The sequence below is a fragment of the Pseudonocardia sp. NPDC049635 genome (genome assembly GCF_040659795.1).
Classification (GTDB): domain Bacteria; phylum Actinomycetota; class Actinomycetes; order Mycobacteriales; family Pseudonocardiaceae; genus Pseudonocardia.
This window is the reverse complement of record NZ_JBFAON010000007.1, coordinates 56,611-76,142: the sequence shown is the minus strand read 5'-3', so window position 1 is coordinate 76,142 and position 19,532 is coordinate 56,611. Positions and strand designations below refer to the sequence as shown.

General features: G+C 73.1%; 17 protein-coding genes and 1 tRNA gene. 16 read left to right on the top strand and 2 right to left on the bottom strand.

All coding sequences use genetic code 11. From position 1 onward, the window contains the following. Nucleotides 1–139: 139 nt before the first annotated feature. On the bottom strand, nt 140–1,297 hold the full coding sequence (gene dusB, locus AB0J24_RS11180) for a tRNA dihydrouridine synthase DusB (RefSeq protein WP_358678956.1): 1,158 nt from the start codon (nt 1,295–1,297) through the stop codon (nt 140–142). 57 nt (nt 1,298–1,354) lie between these two features. Then, nucleotides 1,355–1,951 carry a superoxide dismutase gene (locus AB0J24_RS11175; protein ID WP_358678953.1) on the bottom strand — a complete coding sequence of 199 codons (597 nt, stop codon included), beginning with the start codon at nt 1,949–1,951 and terminating at the stop codon, nt 1,355–1,357. Nucleotides 1,952–2,045: 94 nt separating this feature from the next. Here AB0J24_RS11175 and AB0J24_RS11170 point away from each other — a divergent pair, with 94 nt between their 5' ends. From AB0J24_RS11170 to mobF, 16 genes are all read left to right on the top strand, one after another. Next, nucleotides 2,046–2,258: a hypothetical protein gene (locus tag AB0J24_RS11170; RefSeq protein ID WP_358678950.1), complete on the top strand. Its 213-nt coding sequence runs from the start codon at nt 2,046–2,048 to the stop codon at nt 2,256–2,258. Nucleotides 2,259–2,401: 143 nt separating this feature from the next. Then, nucleotides 2,402–2,474, top strand: a tRNA-Lys gene (locus AB0J24_RS11165). A gap of 95 nt (nt 2,475–2,569) precedes the next feature. Further along, the gene (locus AB0J24_RS11160; protein WP_358678947.1) at nt 2,570–4,078 is read left to right on the top strand and encodes a tyrosine-type recombinase/integrase; all 1,509 of its coding nucleotides are present in this window, start codon (nt 2,570–2,572) and stop codon (nt 4,076–4,078) included. 86 nt (nt 4,079–4,164) lie between these two features. After that, nucleotides 4,165–5,616 carry a helix-turn-helix transcriptional regulator gene (locus AB0J24_RS11155; RefSeq protein WP_358678944.1) on the top strand — a complete coding sequence of 484 codons (1,452 nt, stop codon included), beginning with the start codon at nt 4,165–4,167 and terminating at the stop codon, nt 5,614–5,616. A gap of 15 nt (nt 5,617–5,631) precedes the next feature. After that, on the top strand, nt 5,632–6,741 hold the full coding sequence (locus AB0J24_RS11150) for an XRE family transcriptional regulator (protein ID WP_358678941.1): 1,110 nt from the start codon (nt 5,632–5,634) through the stop codon (nt 6,739–6,741). A gap of 69 nt (nt 6,742–6,810) precedes the next feature. Further along, nucleotides 6,811–7,092 (top strand): helix-turn-helix domain-containing protein, encoded by a 282-nt coding sequence (locus AB0J24_RS11145; RefSeq protein ID WP_358678938.1) that lies wholly within the window; start codon nt 6,811–6,813, stop codon nt 7,090–7,092. Further along, on the top strand, nt 7,092–7,340 hold the full coding sequence (locus tag AB0J24_RS11140; protein ID WP_358678935.1) for a hypothetical protein: 249 nt from the start codon (nt 7,092–7,094) through the stop codon (nt 7,338–7,340). The genes AB0J24_RS11145 and AB0J24_RS11140 overlap by 1 nt, the downstream gene beginning before the upstream one ends. A 293-nt stretch (nt 7,341–7,633) precedes the next feature. Further along, nucleotides 7,634–7,855: a hypothetical protein gene (locus AB0J24_RS11135; RefSeq protein ID WP_358678932.1), complete on the top strand. Its 222-nt coding sequence runs from the start codon at nt 7,634–7,636 to the stop codon at nt 7,853–7,855. Between the two features lie 490 nt (nt 7,856–8,345). After that, complete coding sequence (locus AB0J24_RS11130; RefSeq protein ID WP_358679401.1) at nt 8,346–8,723, top strand: WhiB family transcriptional regulator; 378 nt, start codon at nt 8,346–8,348, stop codon at nt 8,721–8,723. After that, complete coding sequence (locus AB0J24_RS11125; protein WP_358678929.1) at nt 8,723–9,238, top strand: hypothetical protein; 516 nt, start codon at nt 8,723–8,725, stop codon at nt 9,236–9,238. Before AB0J24_RS11130 ends, AB0J24_RS11125 begins: the two co-directional genes overlap by 1 nt. Continuing rightward, entirely contained in the window at nt 9,235–11,190 is a 1,956-nt protein-coding gene (locus tag AB0J24_RS11120; RefSeq protein ID WP_358678926.1) for a TraM recognition domain-containing protein, read from the top strand. The genes AB0J24_RS11125 and AB0J24_RS11120 overlap by 4 nt, the downstream gene beginning before the upstream one ends. Then, nucleotides 11,187–11,525: a hypothetical protein gene (locus AB0J24_RS11115; protein WP_358678923.1), complete on the top strand. Its 339-nt coding sequence runs from the start codon at nt 11,187–11,189 to the stop codon at nt 11,523–11,525. Before AB0J24_RS11120 ends, AB0J24_RS11115 begins: the two co-directional genes overlap by 4 nt. Continuing rightward, nucleotides 11,522–12,205, top strand: coding sequence for a hypothetical protein (locus AB0J24_RS11110; RefSeq protein ID WP_358678920.1), 684 nt, complete (start codon nt 11,522–11,524; stop codon nt 12,203–12,205). The genes AB0J24_RS11115 and AB0J24_RS11110 overlap by 4 nt, the downstream gene beginning before the upstream one ends. Next, nucleotides 12,202–13,185, top strand: a complete 984-nt coding sequence (locus AB0J24_RS11105) for a hypothetical protein (protein ID WP_358678917.1) — start codon at nt 12,202–12,204, stop codon at nt 13,183–13,185. The genes AB0J24_RS11110 and AB0J24_RS11105 overlap by 4 nt, the downstream gene beginning before the upstream one ends. Continuing rightward, the gene (locus AB0J24_RS11100) at nt 13,182–14,081 is read left to right on the top strand and encodes a hypothetical protein (protein ID WP_358678914.1); all 900 of its coding nucleotides are present in this window, start codon (nt 13,182–13,184) and stop codon (nt 14,079–14,081) included. The genes AB0J24_RS11105 and AB0J24_RS11100 overlap by 4 nt, the downstream gene beginning before the upstream one ends. 211 nt (nt 14,082–14,292) lie before the next feature. Beyond that, nucleotides 14,293–18,684, top strand: coding sequence for a MobF family relaxase (gene mobF, locus AB0J24_RS11095; protein WP_358678911.1), 4,392 nt, complete (start codon nt 14,293–14,295; stop codon nt 18,682–18,684). Nucleotides 18,685–19,532: the final 848 nt, after the last annotated feature.

Genomic DNA, 19,532 nt, shown 5'->3' with positions numbered 1-19,532 from the left:
TCGCCGATCGTCACCAGTGCTATCGGTGCGGCACCTGTGACTCTTGAGGCGCATGAGAATTCAGTACCCGTTCGGCGGGTCCGGTTCCCCCGGCCCGGGGACGGTTCGTCGCCCCCGGGTGGGTCCAGACGTCCGGCGATCAGCCGCCGGAGTGCTCCACGTCCGCACCGAAGGGGACGGACGGGTCGTCCGGATCGTCGAGCCAGTGCTCCGGGAGCACCACCCGGCCGGGGGAGCCCTGGCGGCCCCGGGGGCCGTCGGCGTCGGCGGGGAAGGGCTCGTCCGGGTCCAGCTCGGCGAGCAGTTCGTCGAGATGCTCGATCGAGGTGACCATGCCCAGGCTGCGACGCAGGTCCGAACCGACCGGGAAGCCCTTGAGGTACCAGGCGACGTGCTTGCGGACGTCGCGGATGCCCTTGTGGTCACCCATGTGCTCGCAGAGCAGCACCGCGTGCCTGCGCAGGGTCGCGGCGACCTGGCCGAGGTTCGGCGGGGCGGGCAGGTCCCGCCCGGAGAACGCCGCCTCCAGGTCCCCGAACAACCACGGCCGCCCCAGGCAGCCGCGTCCGACCACCACGCCGTCGCAGCCGGTGCGGGCGACCATGTCCAGCCCATCCTGCGCGGAGAAGATGTCACCGTTGCCGAGCACCGGGACATGGGCCGGAACGGCCTCGCGCAACCGGGCGATCGCGCTCCAGTCGGCGGCGCCGGAGTACCGCTGGGATGCGGTGCGGGCGTGCAGCGCGACGGCGACGGCACCCGAGTCGACCGCGATCCGGGCGGCCTCGAGGTGGGTGTGGTGCTCGTCGTCGATGCCGATCCGCATCTTGACTGTGACCGGGCGATCACCGGCCCCCTCGACGGCGGCCCGCACGATCCGCTCGAACAGCTTCCGTTTGAACGGTAGCGCCGCGCCGCCGCCGCGGCGGGTGACCTTCGGGACCGGGCAGCCGAAGTTCATGTCGATGTGGTCGGCGAGGTCCCGCTCGACGATCATCTCCGCGGCCCGGCGCATCGAGGCCGGGTCGACACCGTAGAGCTGCATCGATCGCGGATGCTCGTCACGGTCGAAGGCGATCATGCGGAAGGTGAGCGGGTTCTTCTCCACCAGCCCGCGGGCCGTGATCATCTCGCACACGTAGTAGCCGGCGCCCTGCTCCCGGCACAGACGGCGGAAGCCGGCGTTGGTGATGCCGGCCATCGGTGCGAGCACCACCGGCGTGTCGACCCGGTACGGGCCGATCCGCAACGGTGGCAGCACGCGTCCGCGGCGGGCGGGGGCGTACTGCACGGTCACGCGGACGATTGTCCCAGGTCCGTGTCACCACCCCACGCCCCGCCCGCCCGGGACGGATCAGAAGTCGACGGTCACGCAGGCCGGGCGGCCACCGGCGGTGCCGGCGTGCCCGGCATGGGTGGCTGTGGGCTCCTCGTGCAGGACGACCGACTCCGCGCGGCGGTCGTCCGGGAAGGTCCACGGGACGGTGCTCGTCGACTCGCCTGCGCCCGTCTCGTCGGTGGTGAGGTCGAGCCAGATCTCGTTCTGCGGGTTCGCGTAGGCGGGGTCGACGCTCGGCGTGACCGGGTCCTCGGAGAACTGGTAGTGCGGGCCGGCGTCGGCGCCGTCCTCGGGGGTGCACGCCCGGGTGTGCGCGTGCGAACCGTAGGTGCGGTTCGGCTGGAGGCCGGTGACCCGTAGCGTCGTCGTGGTCGAACCCTCGCTCTCCACGCTCGTGACCTCCATCGTCGCGCCCACCGGGGCGAGCTCCGTGTCGTAGGTGTAAGCGGGCCCGTCGCCACCCTCGGTGACGGTGGCGGACACCTGGACGGCCTGCCCGGCGGTGGCCTCGGGCTGCTGTTCGCCGCCTTCACCGTCGCCGCCGCAGGCGGTGACGAGGAGCGCGGCCGCGCCGAGCAGCGCGAGCCTGGTGGTCGTGCGTCGGAACCTCATGACCCGATGGTGCGCGAACCGGACTTTCTGGGCAGATCCGCCACGCCGTCGTGGCGGGGATCCACCGGGTCGGGTGTCCGTTACCGTGACGTGTGTGACTACCGACGTGGTCGAGCGCACCGAGGACCTGGAACCGCTGGACGCGCCTGCCGAGCCGGTCGCCTGCGTGCGCTGCTCGGCGCGAGCACTCCTGACGATCGTCGGGCGGTGTGCGGACTGCATCTCCGACATGGGCCGCAACCACCCGGACGAGCGTGAGGCGTGGAAACGGGAACTCACCGAGGCCATCGAGAGCCGCGGTCAGTAACCGGCACCTCCGTCCTCCGGAAGTGCCGCTCCGACCGGGTCGGTGGGGCCCGGCTGTACGATGAGGCCCGGGATCGCCGAGGCCGTCCGGGGGGACCGATCGTCCGGTGTGGTCCCGTCCCGGCGTCGGCCGGGGTGGTTCTGGGGCCTCTAGCTCAATCGGCAGAGCAGCGGACTTTTAATCCGCGGGTTCGGGGTTCGATCCCCCGGGGGCCCACCCCTTCTGAGCAGCGACGATAGCTCGCACCGTCGCTCGAACGCAAGGCTCGTGGAATCAATCGTGGTGCGGGAGGGCTGCTAGCCTCCCTGGTCATGGCCGGTACGCGGAAGCGGTCGACCCGACCGCGGGGCAGCATCGAGGAGCTGCCGAGCGGGTCGCTGCGCGTGGCCGTGTACGCCGGGATCGACCCGGTCTCGAAGCGCCGGCACTACCTGCGCGAGACCGTCCCGGCCGGCCCGAACGCCCAGCGTGAGGCGGAGAAGACCATGCGCAGGCTCGCGACCCAGGTCGACGAGCGGCGCAGCCCGCGCACCGGCGCCACGGTCGACCAGCTGCTCGACAAGCACTTCGAGCTGGCCGACCTCGACCGCAACACGCTGTCGACCTACCGGGGTTACGCGGACCGGCACATCCGTCCGCTGATCGGCACCACGAAGGTCGGCGCGATCGACGGTGCGCTGTTCGACTCGTTCTACGCCGAGCTGCGCCGCTGCCGGGCGCACTGCGACCGGCGGCCCTTCACCGAGCACCGCACCGACCGCGACCACGAGTGCGACGCCCGGTGCCGTCCGCACGTGTGCAGTCCGCTGGCGGCCGGGACGATCCGGCAGATCCACTTCATCCTCAGCGGCGCGTTGAAGCGCGCCGTGCGCTGGCGGTGGATCGCGACGACCCCGATCGTCGAGGCCGAGCCGCCGTCGGCGCCGCGACCGAACCCGCAGCCGCCGAGCGCGGCGGAGGCCGCGCAGATCCTGGCCGCGGCGTGGGAGCGGGACCCGGAGTGGGGCCTGCTCGTCTGGCTGGTCATGGTCACCGGGCAGCGCCGCGGTGAGCTGTGCAGCATTCGGTGGCGGGATCTCGACCTCGACCGAGGTGTGCTGACGCTGGCGCGCAGCATCGGGCAGCGCGACGGGCAGGTCTGGGAGAAGGACACCAAGACCCACCAGCAACGCCGGCTCACCCTCGACGAGCACACCGTCGAGCTGCTGCGCGCCCACCACGACCTGTGCCGGCGCAACGCCGAGAAGATCGGTGCGGTGCTCGGCCGCGACGCGTTCGTGTTCTCCCGGTCGCCCGACGGGTCGACGCACCTGCTCCCGGACTCCGTGACCCAGCGCTACGGCAAGCTGGCCCGCACGCTCGGGATCACGACGACGCTGCACAAGCTGCGGCACTACTCGGCAACCGAGCTGATCGCGGCTGGGGTGGACCCGCGCACCGTCGCCGGCCGGCTCGGACACGGCGGGGGCGGGACGACGACCCTGCGCGTCTACTCGGCCTTCGTGGAGGAGGCGGACCAGCGGGCGTCCGCGAGCCTCTACGCGCGGCTGCCGCAGCGGCCGGCGGTCGTCGGGTCCGTGCGGACCGCGCCGGACGACTTCGTCGCCAAGCACCCGTACGAGCACCTGGCCGTCGAGCTGCGGGCCGAGATCGACGCCGGCGAGTGGATCCCTGGGCAGACGCTGCCGCCGTTCAAGGAGATCGCCGCCGCCCGGGGTGGCTCGGCCGCGACCGTCCAGCGCGCGGTCAAACTGCTTGCCGAGTGGGGCTACGTGGACGTCGCGCCTGGCCGTGCCGCCCGGATCCGAGGTGGACCGTGACTTCGCAATCGCACACCGGGTCTCCCGAAACGGCCACGGTCCCCGTCCCGCGCGAGGCACCCTGCGCCGAGCGAGGGGGTGGGCCGGTGACCGACACTGCCGACGGGTGGCTCAGCCGGCCCGGTACGGGCGCGGCCACCGACGACGCCGGTGCGGTCCTGCGGGCCTGGCGTCTGCGCCATCGGCACACCCAGGGCCACGTTGCCGACCTGCTGGGCACCAGCCAACAGCACCTCTCGCAGATAGAGAAGGGCACCCGCCCGCTGTCCCTGGAGCAGCGCCGGCAGATCGTCGCCGAGCTGGGTATCGCGCCGGAGGAGCTCGGCCTGTCGTCCGGGCAGACCCGTGGCGTCGTCGCAGGCGACGACGCGAGCCCCGAGATCGCCACCAACCGCGCGCAGTGGCGGGCCGAGCGCCGCTGGCTCAACCAGCACCGTTCCGACCTCGCCCGCCTGGCCGTCGAGCTGTATCCGGACGAGCACCGGATCCCGCGCGCACCGCTGATCGCCGCCCCCGAGTGGCTGCCGAGCGAGCCGGTCCCGCTGCACACGATCGCGCTCTCGCTCGACGAGACCGAGCCACCGTGCGCCGTCGACGGCAGCGAGCCGGAGTCCGCGCGAACCCGGCCCCTGCGGATCGCGGACACCCGGTTCGAGCACTACACCGCGGCGATCAAGCACCTGGACCGTCCCGCGCTGTTCGAGTCCCGGCCCAGCTACCGCTTGCTGGACGGGTCGCCGGCCGACGGTCGGCTGTCGTTCGGTCTGGCCGCCTATTTCGACAAGCTCGACATCTCAGAGGCCGTCGGCCACGAGATGGCTGCGGTCTGCATGGACGACCCGGGCGCACTGGGTGCTCCCGGCCGGGACCTGGCGGGTCGTCTCCCGTTCCGGGAACTGATCGGTGACCCGTTCGACCCGCTGCGCCGGGCCGTCATCCCGGCGATCACGACGCTGACGATCCGGCTGCGCCGCTATCCGGCCGAGCCCTCGTTCCTGCTGCATTGGCGCGACCCGTCCCGGGTCGCGACCGCCGGCGGTCTCTACGACGTCGTCCCGGCCGGGGAGTTCCAGCCCTCCAGCGTCGCGCTGTGGGATCGTCGCAACGACTTCGACCTGTGGCGCAACGTCGTACGGGAGTACTCGGAGGAGCTGCTCGGCACGCCCGAGCACGACGGAACCCGCAGCAAAGCCATCGACTACGACGCCTGGCCGCTCTACCGGACCTTCGAGCACTGCCTGGACGCCGGTACCGCCAGCGCCCACGTTCTCGGTGTCGGGCTGGACGCACTCACCCTCGCCGCCACGATCCTGACCGTGGTCGTGCTCGACGACGACGCCTTCGGGCAGGCGTTCGAGTCGGTGGTCCGGCACAACGACGAGGGCGAGATCGTCGGGGTCGGAGAGAACGTCGCGGAGGGTGTGCCCTTCACGGCGACATCCGTTGAGCGGATGCTGTCCGAGGAGCCGATGGCTTCCCCCGGCGCGGCGTGCCTCTCACTGGCTTGGCAGCATCGGGAGGTCCTGCTGGGGCTGTGACGGAAGGAGCTGCGGGTGACCGGTCTCGATGAGCGTCCCGAGGTTCTCAGCGATGCCGACCGTGGATGGCTCCGGGTTCGGACATACCTGCGCGACAATCGCTACTCGCTGGCCGTGCAGGCGTCGCGCGAGCTGTACCCGGGGACTCCCCGGGTAGCCGGCACCCCGCTGCTCGCAGACCCGGCCTGGCTTCCGGCTGAGCCGCTCCCGCTCGACTCGATCGCTCTCGAACTCGACACCGGTGAGGCCCCCGACCTGCCCCCGGCACCCGAGCCCCGGTACTCGGAGCTGATCGGCCGGCTGGCCGCACCGGCAGTATTCGAGAACCGACCCACCTACCGGCTGATCTCCGGACGACTCGATACGGCGGACCCGATACTGGTCTTCGGGCTCGGGCACTATTTCGACGCCGTAGACACCGGTGAATCCGTCGCACACGAATTCGCGGCGATCCAGCTCGGCGAACAGGCGGAGGCTGTGCAGCGGTGTGCGATCGGCGATCCTGTCGACCCGCGCCGCCGCCCGACGAACGTCGCGATCAGTGCTCTCACCATTCGCCGCGACATCCGGACCGGGGATGCTCGGTTCCTCGTCCACTGGCGGGACCCAGCCAAGGTCGGTCACGCCGGCGGCCTCTTCCAGGTCATTCCGGTCGGGGTGTTCCAACAGGCCACCGATCACCCGGACAGCGTCCGCAACGACTTCTCGCTCTGGCGGTGTCTCCAGCGTGAGTACGCCGAGGAGCTGCTCGGTGAGGCCGAGACCCCGGCCGTCGCGGGACCCATCGACTACGCGGCATGGTCCGCAGCGGCCTCGCTGGACGAGGAACGCCGACGGGGCACGCTTCGCGTCTACTGCCTCGGTATGGGAGTCGACCCTCTGACGTTGGCCACCGACCTTCTGGTCGTGACCGTCGTCGACGACCCGGTGTTCGACCGGCTCTTCGCGGAGCTGGTCAGCGGCAACGCGGAGGGTGAGCTGACGTCGTCTGACGACGGGTGTGTCGGCCACCCCTTCACCGCCGCGGAGGTCGAACGCCTGGCCTACGGTGAGCCGATGCAGGCAGCCGGTGCCGCGCTGCTGGCACTCGCCTGGGAACACCGGGAAGCGCTCCTGGCGGGGTGAATACAACGGCGCGTTGTACAACGCGCCGTTGTTCGATCTCACCGGTGTCGGTTGGCCACTCTTGGCGGCATGACCCACACACCGAATCGGGCTCTGTCCCCGGTAGCGGTTCCGATTCCGGATTCCGCCCCTCGTTTCTACAGCGTCGCGCAGGCCGCCCAGATGCTCGGCATGTCGGCGATGACGCTCTACCGCGCGATCAACTCGGGAGGCTTCCCTGCCGTCCGGATTCGCGGACGGCTGATCGTGCCCGCGAAAGCCATCGAGGCGATCGCCGACCTCGCCGTCGCGGAACAGACCCTGGTCGACGCCGCTGACTGGGTTCCGGTCCCCCGCGGGAGCGCCGGCTGATGGGCAGCGTCGGGGTACTCATCCTCGGGGCGATCCTGGGCGCGTTCATCTGCGCGAAGGCGCGGTCGGCGGGTGGGGCGGTGGTGTTCGCGGGGATCGCGCTGGTGTTGCTGATGGCGACACCGGTGGGTGCGGGGATCCCGGGTGCGGTGTCGACGTTCGTGTCGGCGTTCGACCGTGCGGCGACTCCCGCGCTGACCGGGCCTGCCGAGGACGGGCAGCGGGCGGAGTCCGGTGGTGGGCGATGAGCCCGGCCGCCGGTGAGCCGGTGGGCGGGTTCGCGCTCACGGCCGCGCAGGGCCGGGAGCGGGGTGGTCCCGCCTTCGGCGGGGCGGTGGGCCGGTCGGCCCGAGTTTTGCCCGGCTCCACTCGAATTAAAGGGTCGCTGCGCGATCGCCTTCGGCGACGGCCTGCGGCCGCCCTTGAGTTCGAGCCTCGGGAGCCGTGCGCGCCTGACGGCGCGGTGGCGGACGGGACGCCGCCACCGGGGGGCCGGACCGACCGGCCCACCTCAATCCTTGTGGGGGCCAGCGTGGACACGATGATCGTGCACGAGCAGACCGACTACGAACTCGGCGACGATCTGGTCGATGTGACCGATCTGGTGTGCCCGGGCTGTCGGGGTGCGGTGGTGGAGGCCCCGCCGGCGGGATGGCCGACCAGCGCCGGGATCGTGCCGGAGTTCTCGCACCCGGACGGCTCGGTGCTCTGCCCCGACGGGTACGGGCGGGTCCCGGAGCCGGTCGAGCGGTGGTCGCGGTGACCGGCCCGGATCAGGGGTGGCCGGTCCCGGCGCGGGCGGTGCAGCCCGAGGAGATCGATGCGCGGCTACTGCGCCCGGTGGGACGGACCGGTCTGCTGCGGGTGGTGGCTGATCACGACATGCCCGCGGCCGGTCGGTGTCCGGGGTGTGGGTGGTCGTCGGTGACGCGGCGGCGGGACTGCCCGTCGCCGGCGATCGCCCTGGCGGTGCTGGAGAACACGCCGCTTCCTGGACGGTTGGCGCACCTGGCCGACGCGGTTCCGGGTGCGCGGGCGGGGCGGGATTCGGCGGCGGAGCGGTGGGCGGGTCGGGTGCGGGAGGACGGGTTGCCGGGGTTGTTCGCGGCGCCGGCGCGGGTCCCGGAACGGAGGAGGACCCGGTGAACACACAGCAGAACGTGCAGGTGCAGGTGGGGCGGCCCGGCGACGGGATCTTGGCGGAACGCGATCGCCGGGCCGCTCTCCCCGTGACTCAGAAGGAGGCAGGAGAGATGGTCACCGTAAACCGAGACCGTGCACCCGGTGACACCCATGGCGGGGACGTGGGGTGGCGGTTGGGTGCGGCGTGTGCGTCGACGGATCCGGAGGTGTTCTTCCCGACCGCGACCCGCGGCCGGCCCCTTGCCCGGGCGGAGGCGGCGGCGCTCGCGGTGTGCGCTGGCTGCCCAGTCCTGGCGCCGTGTCGGGTGTGGGCGGTCGCTGAGCTTGCGCATGGTGTGGCGGGTGGGTTGACCGAGGCCGAGCGGGTAGCGCTGCGTCGCACCGGCCGGCCCGACACCCACCGCCGTCCGCACCGGCCGGGCCCGGCGACCGGGTCACCGGTGTCTGCCCTGCGCGACCGCGTCGCCGTGACCGGCGGTGACCGGTGATGAGTGTGTTCGAGGAGCCGACAGAGGGCGAGCGCCGCGTATGGCGGGTCCGGGACCTGATCCGGTCCCTGGCCACGGAATGGTTCAGCACCGGGGAAGTCGGTGAACTGGCCGGGGACACGCCGGTGCCCCGCGCGGTGCCGGCCGACCCGTTGGACGGGCTGCGTACGGCGGTGCTGATCCAGCAGGTCGCTGCCGGGCAGGCCCGCGAGTACGCGCTGGAGGCCCGCGGCGCGGGGGTGTCGTGGGTCGAGGTCGGCGCGGTGCTCGGGTTCGAGGGCCTGGACGAGCCGGGGGTGTCGGCGTTCGAGCACGTCGCCGAACGCGGCGTACGAACCGGGGTCCGGCGGGAGTCGGTCTCGTGGACCTGCGCCAGCTGTAGGACGCGGGTGACCGACACCGGCCCCTACAACGGCCATCCGAGCGATGTCGAGTCCGGGCACGCCGATGCGTGCGCCCGGCACCGCGGCGAGATCGCGGTGTGGGAGCAGGGGGCCGGGTGGGCCGCGCGATGAGCATCCTGTTCAGTTCCACCAGCATCGTCCTCACCGTGTTCGTCGCGGGCGCGCTGCTGGCGTGGGCACGCGGTGCCCGCGCCCTGGCCGCCGGGCTCGGGGTGGTCGCGCTGTTGCCGGCGGCGACGATCGTGACCGCCCTGTCCTGGCCCGCCCTCGTCGCGGTCGCGGTGTTGGTGGTGGTGATCGTGTGGCATCGCTGGTCGCGCTCGTCGGCGACGGTGTCGCGGTGGGCGTCGCGGTCGCGCCGCAAGGTCGGCGTCGCCTCCAGCCTGGACATCGTCCGCCACGCCGGGACCCTCGCCGTGCGGCGCCGGACCGGGACGGTGCGGCCGTCGCTGGCCGGCCTGCCGTGGCGGCAGCGGTGGCGGCTGGCCACGAGCGAGTCGGCGGTGGAGTTGTGCCGCACCGGGGTGTTGCGGGTATGGGCGTTGGTCGAGGACGTGGTGATCGTCGTCGGCGGCCCCCGCACCGGCAAGACCGGCTGGCTCGCCGGACGCGTCCTCGACGCCCCGGGCGCCGCCCTGGTCACGTCCACGCGGACGGATCTGCTGGACCTGTGCGGCCCGCTGCGCCGCCAGAACCGTGGACCGGTGTTCGTGTTCAACCCCGCCGGCCTTGGCTCCCGGCAGTCGACGATCACGTTCGACCCGCTCACCGGCTGCAGCGACCCCGTCACCGCAACGGAGCGGGCGACGGACATGCTCGCCGCGGTCGCCTCCGGGTCGGGCGGGGATCGGGAGTTCTGGGACGGTCAGGCCCGCCGCGTCCTCGCAGCCCTGCTGCACGCCGCCGCCCTCGGCGGGAAGCGGATGGCTGATGTCCTGGGCTGGGTCGCCGACCCCGACACCGCCGGCCGCGAGGTCCCCGCCCTGCTGCGCCGGTCGGGGGTGACCGCGTTCGAGCAGGACGTCATGCAATTCCTCACCACCAACGAGCGGACTCGGAGTTCGATCACCTCCAGTGTGATGCCCGCCCTGGGGTGGCTCACCCACCCCGCGGCGGCCGCGGCCGCGGCACCGGGCGCCGGGTTCGACGTCGCCCGGCTCCTGGACGGCCGGGCGACGGTGTTCCTGCTCGGCGCGGAGGAGGCCCAGACCGCACCCCTGGTCTGCGCGCTGACCGGGCACATCGCCCGCGAGGCCCGCCGCCTCGCCGCCGCCCGGCCGAAGGGCCGGCTGGATCCGCCGCTGGGGTTGTTCTTGGACGAGGCCGCCCTCATCTCGCCCGTGCCCCTCGAATCGTGGACGGCGGACATGGGTGGTCGGGGAGTGACGATCGTGTGCGCGTTCCAGTCCCGCGCCCAGCTCCTGGCCCGCTGGGGTGAGCATCGGGCGGCGACGATCTTGAACAACGCCGCCGCCCTGATGATCTTCGGTGGGACGCGGGACAAGGCGGATCTGGAGTTCTGGTCGACCCTCGCGGGCGAGCGTGACGAGCGGGTCACCACCACCGATGACCACGGGCGGGTGGCGTCGCGGACGGTGCGGAAGGTGCCTGTCCTGGCGCCGGCGCAGATCGCGAACCTGCCGGCGGGGCGGGTGGTGGTGATCCGGCGCGGGATCTCCCCGGTGATCGGCCGCGCCCGGATGGCCTGGCGACGCCGGGATGTGCGGCGTCGGGCCCGGTTGTTGCGGCGGGTCGCCGCGGAGACCCGCCGGCGCCGCCGCGGCGAAGTACTCCGGGCGTGGGCCGACGGGCAGCTCGAACGGGTCGTGGTGGTGTTGGCCGGTTGGTGGCCGGCCCGGTTCGGTCAGGCGGCGGAGCGGGTGCGGTCATCGAACGCGATGTTTGCCGAGCTCCGCGCCATCCGCACCACCACCCACCGCGACAACCACGACCAGGACCAGGTCCAGGAGCTGAACGGTCGGGCGTTGATCGAGCCCGGCCCAGCACCGCGCCCTGCCGACCCGACCGGCGGTGCCGGAGACGACCGCGGACCGCAGCCATGACCACGAGCGAGGAGGAGCAGATGAACCACCTGGAGAACCACCCGCGCGTCGACGTGGGTGAGGTGTGGACCGATGAGCGGGGCGATCGTGAACGGGTCGTGGCGGAAGGCTCGGGAGCCTTCGTGGGTGGGATGTGGTTCACCCCGGACGCGACCGCCGAAGGTGGTGTGCGGCCGCTGACCGTCGCCGAGGTGAACCGGTTCGCCGACCTGATCCGCAGCTCCCAGACCGACGCGCTCGAACCCGACCTGTCCGAGGCCCGGAGCGCTGAGGCCCGGAGCGGCGACGCCCGCGCCGATGACGCGACGGCTGATGACGGGGGGTGGGAGCGGTGACCGGGCCGACTCACCCCGGCCCGGACCCCGCCGCGCCGGAGGGGCCGGCGGTGGCAGGACTGGCGCGGGAGGTGGAGGTGCTGCGCCGCCAGGTCGCCGAGCTGGAGCCACTGCCCGGGCAGGTCGGCGAGCTGGGCCGCCTGGTCGGGCAGCTCTCGGAAACCCTGGCCGCGGTGACCGCGCGGCGGCGGGTGCCGGCGGCGCCGTCGTGGCTGATGGCCCCCACCGACCCCGCCGACATCGAACGGCTGTTGGGGGAGGTGTGTGGCTGGGTGGAGGTGGTGTTCCTGCGCTACCCCGACGGCGCCACCGCCTTGCCGCAGTGCTGGTTGTGGCACCCCGACGTGGTCGAGGAGCTGCTGTGGTTGATGCACGCCTGGTGCGCCGCCTACCAAGGCCCGGCCGCGTCGGTCGGGGCGGCGGGGGACTGGCACGACCGCCAACGCCCCGGGGTCGTGGCCCGGTTGCGGCGGTCGGTGGGGTCGTGCTCGGTCGAGGCACACCAGACCCGCCCCGGCTGGAGCGCCCCCACCGGCACCCCGCCACCGGTGCCCGGGGTCGAGCACGTCGAGCTGATCACCCGCTGGTGGGCCACCGACCGCGACCACACCCCACCCGAACCACCCACAGCCGCCGAGCCTGACGGATCGACCGGGCCTGCTGGGGGTGGGTGGCGGTGAGCGGCCCGGGATATGCGGCGCGGGTGCGGGCGGCGTGGGCTGCGGTGCGGGAGGTCCGTGACGCCTACGAGGTCGACCAGCGTGCGCTCCGCGCTCGGGCCCGGGCGGTGCTGGACGGACACGGCCGCCGCCTCACCCACGAACGCGACGGGGATGTGGTGGGGGAGCGCACCGCCCGGTTGTCGGAGATGGTCGATGAGTCCTTGGCGGGGTTGCGGTCGGCGGTGTGGGGGCGGCGGGTCGACAGTGCGGCGTTGATCGCACGAGCCCGGGAGCTGTCGGCGACCGCGGCCAGCGCCTACCGCCTCGACCCGATCACCGCCTCCGACGGCGACCGCAGCGCCGGCCCAGACTCGGAGCAGACCGATACCGCCGGGAATGAGCCGGGCGGTGCCACCGCGACCGACCAGGGTGCAGAGGACACCGGCCTGGCCGGTCCGGTCGAGGACACGCCGCCGGAGCGCCCGCGGGCGGCCGCAGCGGAGCGGGACGGGGTGGAGCCGGTGGTGGCGAGTTGGCCGCCGTGGCAGGACGCCCAGCGGATGCGCGACCCGGACCTCGATGTGGTGGAAGCGGTGCTCGAGGAGGTCACCGCCACCGATCCGGAGCGGTGGCGCCGCGAGTTCGCCCAGGCCGACGAGCTGACCGAGATCGCCGAGAACGTCGCCGACGAACGCGACCGACCCCAACCCCACGACCCCACCCGCGACATACCCGGCACCGACTTCGCCGCGGACTCCGACGGGCCCGACGACGTGGGGCCCGGTGTCGGCGACCAGGGCGATACCGACGGGAGCGGTGACGACAGTGGTGACGACGGGGTCAGGTCGCTCGGGGAGGTGCCGGACCCGCTCGAACAAGCGCGTCAGGCGTTGGCTGCGGTCCGCCTCGACCTCACCGACAACGACGACACAGCCGAGCGCCCCGGTGGGGTGTGGCGTGACACGGGCGCCGACGACGGCCAGGAGGACCAGCAGTGACCACCCCCAACCCGGCCGGACCGGGCCGCCGACCCGGTTCGCGGATGATGCTGTGGCTGCCCGGGTTCGCGGTCGCGGTCGGCGCGGCAGTGGCGACCGCGCACGGCCTCTATGAGGTCGCGCTCGCCGCGCGGGTCCCCACCGTGATCGCGTGGCTCTACCCGTTGATCACCGATGGTCTGGCTCTGGTCGCCTACGCCGCCACCGCCCGACTGAGCGGGTCGGCGGCCCGCTACGCCTGGAGCGTGGTCATCGTCTCGGCGGGGTTGTCGGGGTTGGCGCAGGCGGTCTACCTCGCCTCCGACACCGTCGCCACCGGTGGCGGGCTGGCGGTGTCGCCGGCGTTGCGGTTCGGGGTCGGTGCGTGGCCGGCGGTCGCCGCGGCGGTGGTGGCGCACCTGCTCTACCTCCTCGCCGAGACCCGCACCGGCGAACCGGATGCCGCCGGTAACCGCGGGCGTGCCCGGGCGGAGATCACCGTCCCACCGTCCCAGAAGGTACGGGTGGAACGGCCTGACCGGGTGGGACACCTCGACACGGTGGGACACGGTCCGGGTGTCCCACCCGCGTTGGACGGGCCGGTCATCCCCGGCCCGCCCCGACCGCTGTCCCACCCACCACCCCGACCCGCGATCCGGCCGGACCGCTCGGACGGGTCGACGGCCGGTGGGACGGGTGGGTCGGGCGTGGGCGCGCAGGAGCGCGCCCGTAGCACAGCCCGGACCTATCGGGAGCGGCACGGGCGGTGGCCGACGGTGCGCGAGTTGCAGGACGCCGCCGCGGTCGGGCGGGGCACCGCCGCCCGAGCACTCCAACAGCTCCGCGAGGACCCCACACAGGCCGCGAGCGGCCTGCACCTCGTCCCCGACGAACCCCCGAACAGGACCCACCAGTGAGCACCAGCAGCCAGAACACCACCGCGACCGAGCACACCATCAGAAGCGAGAGCGACTACCCCGAACAGAGCAACCCCAGAGCAAGATCAAAGGACTCACACCCTTGCATCACGATCCGCGGGGCCGGACCGGCCTCCGGCCTTCCGGCAACCCCCACCCCCGCCGCGCAGACCTGTGCGGACCGGCTCGCCGCCGTCACGGGGTGGTCGCAGTGCTGAGGATCGTCAACGGCTACAGCCCCGAGTACCTGCTCAACGAGGTCGCCACCGGGCGGGAGAACTACTACACCGGCGCCGTCGCCGAGGGCGAGCCGCCGGGCCGGTGGTGGGGCGCCGGGGCGGAGAAGCTCGGCCTGCACGGCCTGGTCGAGGCCCAGGACATGCGCGCGGTCTACGAACGCTTCCTCGACCCGCGGGACACCGCGTTCCAGGATCCGTCCCAGTGGGACACCGCCGGAACGCTGGGACACACCGGACGCAAGTACCTGTCCGAGGACGAGATCTACGCCGCCGCGTTGGAACGCGAGCCGGACGCGTCCGCCGAGCGCCGGGCCCAGCTCCGGACAGAGGCGGGACAGAAGGCCCGGCACAACGTCGCGTTCTACGACGCCACGTTCTCGGTGCAGAAGTCGGTGACGCTGCTGCACACCGCGTTCGAGGCCCGCGAGGTCGCCGCCCGCCAGACCGGGGACGAGGCCACCGCCGCGGCGTGGGGCGAGTTCCGCACGGCGGTCGAGGACGCGATCTGGGCCGGGAACAACGCCGCGCTCACCTACCTCCAGGACAAGGCGGGTTACACCCGGATCGGGCACCACGGCGGCGCAGCCGGCCGCTACACCGACGCCCACGCCTTCACTGTGGCGTCGTTCTTCCAGCACGACTCCCGCGACCGGGACCCGCAGCTGCACATCCACAACACGATCCTCAACCGCGTCGAGGGCCCCGACGGGATCTGGCGCACCATCGACGGCCGAAGCCTGCACCGCTGGCGCCCGGCCGCCGCCGCGGTCGCCGAGCGCACGACCGAGGAACGGATCACCGCGTCGCTGGGTTTGTTGATGGCGACCCGCCCGGACGGGAAGGCCCGCGAGGTCGTCAGCGTCTCCGAGCAGGCGATGAGCCTGATCTCCACGCGGCGGCACAAGGTCACCGCGAAGACCGCCGAGCTGGTCGAGGCGTTCGAGACCCGCTACGGGCACGCCCCGAACGGCTACCAGCTCGAACGCCTCGCCCAGCAGGCCACCCTCGCCACCCGCGCGGCCAAGTCCCACCAGGGCGAGACCCGGGAGGACCTGCTCGACCGGGTCGCGGCCCGGATGGACACCGAGATCGCCGGTGGCCTGGCCGGGATCGCCGACACGGCCCTGGCCGCCCGCCCGGGTGAGGTCGCGCCGATGCAGTGGTCCCCGGCCGAGGTCGTCTCGGTCGCGCTCGCCGAGGTCCAGAACTCCCGGACCGTGTGGACCCGCCCGGACCTCATCCGCGCACTGAACGCAGCCCTGCCCGACCACCTCGGGATCAGCGACGGCGCGCAGATCGCGAAGCTCCTCGACATCCTCGCCGACGAGGCCATGACCGCCGACCTCGCGACCGTGCAGACCAAACGTCCCGCCGCCGACGTCCTGCCGGATGAGTACCGCCTCGCCAACGGCGACTCCGCGTTCGAGGCCCCCGGCGCCACCCTCTACGCGACGACCGGGCACGTGCACACCGAGCGGATCCTCGCCGGGGCCGCAGGGCGTCACGACGGCTCCCGCATGAGCGAGGCGTCGATCGACAGCTACCTCGCGACCCTCGCCCGGCAGGGCGTCCGCCTCGGCGCGGCCCAGGAGGCCGCCGTGCGCGGGGTCCTCGGCTCTGGGGCCCGGGTCGAGACCCTGGTCGGCCCGCCCGGGACGGGGAAGTCGTTCACGGTCGGGATGATGGCCCGCGCCTGGACCAACCCCGACCTCCCCGGCGGTGGTCCGGCGCGTCGGGTGTTCGGGCTCGCGACCGCGCAGGCGGCGACGTCGGTACTGGCCGAACAGGGCCTCACCGCCCGCAACATCGCCGCCTGGCTCGCCACGCAGGACAGGCTCACCACCGGCCGCCCCCGCGACGACACCGATCTGGGGTTCCGGCTCCACGCCGGCGACATCGTGGTGGTGGACGAGTCGGCGATGACCGACACCCCCGCCCTGGCCGCGATCCACGGCCATGTGGATGCGGCGGGGGCGAAGCTGCTGCTGGTCGGGGACCCGCGCCAGCTCGCCGCGATCGGCGCCGGCGGCGGCATGGACCTGATCTCCCGCGCGGGCGGGGCGCGCTACGAGCTCAACGAGGCCCGCCGCTTCACCCACACTTGGGAGCGCGAGGCGTCGCTACGGCTGCGCGAGGGCGACACCGACGTCCTGGACGACTACCACCGCCACGGCCGGTTGATCGACTGCGGCGACGTCACCGCCGCCGAGACCGCTGCCGCGCGCGCCTGGCTCGCCGACACCCTCAACGGCACCCCGTCGCTGCTGCTGGTCGACACCAACGACCAGGCCGACCGCCTGTCGGCCGAGCTGCGCGCCCAGCTCGTCGACCTCGGCCTGGTCACCGAGACCGGGGTGCGGCTCGGCCGGACCGGTGCCTACGCCGGGGTCGGCGACGTCGTCGAGGCCCGCGCGATCGGCCACGACCTCGCCGGATACGAGGGCAACACCCGCGCCCCGCACACCCGCGAACGCTTCCGCGTCCTCGCCGTCCGCGACGACGGCGGCCTCGACGTCACCACCGACCTCACCCACCACAGCAACACTGCCGACGACGGGGTGGGGGAGCGGATGGTGCTCTCGCCCCGGTTCGTCGCCGACGACCTCGCCCTCGGCTACGCGGGGACCCGCTACTGCGGGCAGGGCGCCACGGTGACGACCTGCCACTCGGTGGTCACCGAGAAGACCGACCACGCTGCCGCGCTGGTCGGGCTGACCCGTGGGACCGACGCCAACACCGCCCACGTCGCCACCGTGACCGAGTTACCCGACGCCGCGGACGGCAGCGACCGTCACCAGCTGCACCGTTCCCCGAAGGCCGTCCTGACGACCGCACTCGAGCTGGCCGAACCGGACCGCTCCGCCCTGACCATCGCCGAGGACTCCGCCCGGTGGGCCGAGTCGATCCCGGTCGCGGCCGAGCTGTTCGCCGACGCCGCGCATCAGGCGTCGGTGCGCCGCACGAGTGCGTGGCTGGACCGGCTCACCGACACCGGAGTGCTGACCGTCGAGCAGCGGGACCAGCTCGCCGCCGAGGACGCCTCCACCTCGCTGACCCGCGTGCTGCGCCGTGCCGAGGTCTCCGGCACCGACCCCTACACCGTCCTGCACTCCACGATCGCCGGTCAGCCACTCACCGGGGCCCGTAACCTCACCAATGTCATCCACGCCCGTCTCCGCGACCGGCAGCGGTTCGAACCCGACGTCGGCACCTGGGCCGATCGGGTCCCGCAGCTCGACGACCCGCAGATGACCCGCTACCTGCATCGGCTCGCCGAGCACCTGGACCAGCGCACCGCCGACCTCGGCGCGCAGGCCGCGGCCGATCCGCCGCGGTGGGCGACCGACCTGCTCGGTGACGTGCCCGACCGGGACGAGGTCGAGGCCCGCGCGGAGTGGGAGCGCAAGGCCGGCGCTGTCGCCGCCTGCCGTGCGCTGACCGGCCGCGAGGACGTCGACGGCGCCGAGGCTGGCCCTGTCGAGGCCCTCGACGTGCTCGGCGCCGCACCGAAGCCCGGGATGGTGGAGCACCACGCCGCCTACTGCGCCGGGTGGGAGGCGCTGGGCCGACCTCGCGCGGATCGGGAGGAGTTCGAGCTGTCCGACGGGGCGCTGAGGATGCGGGTGCGCGCCTACGAGCGTCAGCAGGCGTGGGCACCCCGCTACGTCGCCAACGAGCTCGCCGGGACCCGCCAGGCCGCGGAGCACCACCGCGCCGCCGCGACCCTGCACCGCGCCGAAGCCGACGCCACCACCGACCCGGCCCACGCCGCCGAGCTGCGCCAGGCCGCCGACGGCGCCGCCGCGCTCGCCGCGGAGCTGGACCGGCGGATCGGCGAGCTGGAGGAGGTCGAGGCCGCCCGCGGGCGCTGGCTGCTCCGAACCACCGTCGACCGGGACAAGCACGACCGCGCGGTGATCGCGCTCGCGCACCGCAACAGCGACCGCGACGCCCCCGACGAGCGAGTCACCGCCGACGAATGGCTCACCGCCCACGACGAAGCCATGCGCGCCGAGGACGAACACCGCCCGATCACCGAACACGACCTCGACGACACCACCGTCGACGAGCACCAGGCACTCGACGACGGTCCAGTCCTGGAGACCGCGGTCCCCGACCTTCGGGAGACCGCCGGGGCCGAGCCGCGGGAGCGGCACGAGGACGACGTCCGGGTACCGACCACCGCCGAGTCCGAGGACGCGGTCACCCGTGCCCGCCGGGCCCTGGACGAGATCCAGGCCCAGGAGGTCTACGAGGCTGGCCTCGACACCCCCGAGGCCCGCGATGTCGACCACCACCGCAACGACCCGTTCACCGACGAACCGGACGACAGCGCCGGCTACGACGCCGAGCGCTGGGACTGACCAGGATCGGTCACGATCGCCTCGACGACAGCCCGCCACAACGGCCACCCCTGCGGCGGCTCGTCACCGGGGCGCACCGGCCACGCCATGTGGTAACCATCGTCCTCCAGGTCGAGGTAGGCCTCGGCGATCTCCACCGCGGACCACGTCCGCGGTGACCGCCACAGCTCCAACGCCGCGGACACCGGCATCGGCAGCCGGCCGCCCGGGATCCGCTGCGTCGGACTCCACGACGCCGTGACGACCGGACAGCCGTCCGCGCGGGTCCCGGTCTGCACCAGCTCAGCCGGGTTCCACCGCACGACGTGCTCACCGACCCTCGGCGCATCGACCACGACGAGCCCCGTCGGCAACAGCTCGCCCGGGCGCTGCAACGCGATCTGCAGGTCCGCCTGCTCCCAGGCCAACACCAGCCGCGAGGCGTTCACAAACGACGCGACGAGTCCGAGGGTCTCGACGGCCGCGTGCGCGTCGTCGCCCGGGTAGAAGGGCCGCGTGCGGACGTAGCCCGCGTACGGCTGATGGCCCAGGTCGTTGCAGAACATGTGCATGGTCGGGGGCGGGACGAAGCCACCCTCGGCCAGCATTGCGTCGGTTGTCGCGAGGGCGATGATCTCCAGCTCGTCCACCTGGTGCTGCTCGGTGAGCTCCATGTCAGCAGAGTGTGCGACAGACCCCCGACGTTTCCCGGGCCCTCGAACGATCGGTCGGGGGACGACGGATTGCCCCTCAGTAGGCCATTTCCGGTGGGAGAAGAGGGTGTCTAGCAGCTCCTTGTTGGTTGCGTCTGCTACCTGCTCGGTGATGCCGGGCGCGGTGAGGTCGAGCGCGCGCAGGTTGCCGGTCGA